This is a genomic window from Blastococcus sp. SYSU DS0552, from assembly GCF_054050815.1.
Genome location: NZ_JBJHAB010000045.1, coordinates 1 through 1,740 on the forward strand (window position 1 = coordinate 1; position 1,740 = coordinate 1,740).

At 75.5% G+C, this 1,740-nt stretch carries 1 protein-coding gene; it reads left to right on the forward strand.

Annotated features, from left to right (window positions below; all coding sequences use genetic code 11):
* The first annotated feature begins 197 nt into the window (after positions 1-197).
* On the forward strand, positions 198-1,622 hold the full coding sequence (locus tag ACI8AG_RS20460) for an NADP-dependent succinic semialdehyde dehydrogenase (RefSeq protein ID WP_456598494.1): 1,425 nt from the start codon (positions 198-200) through the stop codon (positions 1,620-1,622).
* Positions 1,623-1,740 lie beyond the last annotated feature (118 nt).

Sequence of the window (1,740 nt, forward strand, 5' to 3'; positions counted from 1 at the left end):
CCCCCCCCCCCCCCCCCCCCCCCCCCCCCCCCCCCCCCCCCCCCCCCCCCCCCCCCCCCCCCCCCCCCCCCCCCCCCCCCCCCCCCCCCCCCCCCCCCCCCCCCCCCCCCCCCCCCCCCCGGCGCCGGATCACCCGGGGTCCGTTTCGTCCGTGTGCGCCCGGGCAGGTGACGGGCGCACCCCGGAGGGAGAACACCATGGCCATCGCCACGATCAATCCGGCCACCGGCGAGACGCTGAAGACGTTCGAGGCGTTGTCGGACGAGGCGCTCGAGGGCGCCATCGACCGGGCGGCTCGGGCCTTCGCGCGCTACCGGCTGACCACGCCGCAGGAACGGGCCGGCTGGTTGTCGGCCGCCGCCGACGTGCTGGACGCCGATGCCGACGGCGTCGCGGAGCTCATGACCACCGAGATGGGCAAGACGCTGGCGTCGGCGAAGGCCGAGGTCGCCAAGTGCGCGTCAGCGCTGCGCTGGTACGCCGAGCGGGGCCCCGCGCTGCTCGAGCCCGAGCCCAAGGACGCCGGCGCCGTGGGGGCGCAGCAGGCGTACGTGGTCCACCAGCCGCTGGGCGTGGTGCTGGCGGTCATGCCCTGGAACTTCCCGTTGTGGCAGGCGATGCGGTTCGCCGCCCCCGCGCTCATGGCCGGCAACGTCGGCCTGCTCAAGCACGCCAGCAACGTGCCGCAGACCGCCCTGTACATGGAGGAGCTGTTCCGCAAGGCGGGCTTCCCCGACGACGTCTTCCAGACCCTGCTCATCGGCTCGGGGTCGGTCGAGCGCGTGCTGCGCGACGACCGCGTCGTGGCCGCGACGCTGACCGGCAGCGGACCGGCCGGGCAGTCCGTCGCCGCCGTCGCCGGGGACGCCCTGAAGAAGACGGTGCTGGAGCTCGGCGGCTCCGACCCGTTCATCGTCATGCCCTCGGCACACCTGGACACCGCGGCCGAGGTGGCCACCACCGCGCGCAACCAGAACAACGGGCAGAGCTGCATCGCCGCGAAGCGGTTCTTCGTGCACCGCGACGTCGCCGAGGAGTTCACCCGCCTGTTCGCCGAGAAGATCGGCGCCCTCACCGTCGGGGACCCGATGGACGCCGACACCCAGATCGGCCCGCTGGCCACCGAGTCGGGTCTGCAGGACGTCGAGGAGTACGTCGAGGACGCCCGCAGCAAGGGCGCCACCGTCGTGGTCGGTGGCAAGCGGGTGGACCGCCCCGGGTGGTTCTACGAGCCGACGCTGCTCACCGGCGTCACCCCCGAGATGAAGGTGCACAGCGAGGAGGTCTTCGGGCCGGTCGCCGCGCTGTACACCGTCGACTCGCTGGAGGAGGCCATCGAGCTGGCCAACGACCACGTCTACGGCCTCGGGTCCAACCTGTGGAGCGAGGACGAGGGCGAGCGGGCGCGCTTCGTGCGCGACATCGCCGCCGGCATGGCGTTCATCAACGGGATGACCGCCAGCTACCCCGACCTGCCCTTCGGCGGGATCAAGCAGAGCGGCTACGGCCGGGAGCTGACCGAGCTGGGCATGTACGAGTTCATGAACGCCAAGACGGTGTGGATCGGTGGCCCGAGCAGCGAGCAGGCGAAGGGCAGCACCGCCGGGGCCGCCGCCGAGTGAGCCCCGCGGGGGGGGGGGGGGGGGGGGGGGGGGGGGGGCGGCGGGCGGGGGGGGGGGGGGGGGGGGGGGGGGGGGGGGGGGGGGGGGGGGGGGGGGGGGGGGGGGGGGGGGGGGGGGG

Coding starts and splice junctions, on each gene's coding strand:
- ACI8AG_RS20460 (WP_456598494.1), top strand. CDS start 198: ATGGCCATCGCCACGATCAATCCGGCCACCGGCGAGACGCTGAAGACG.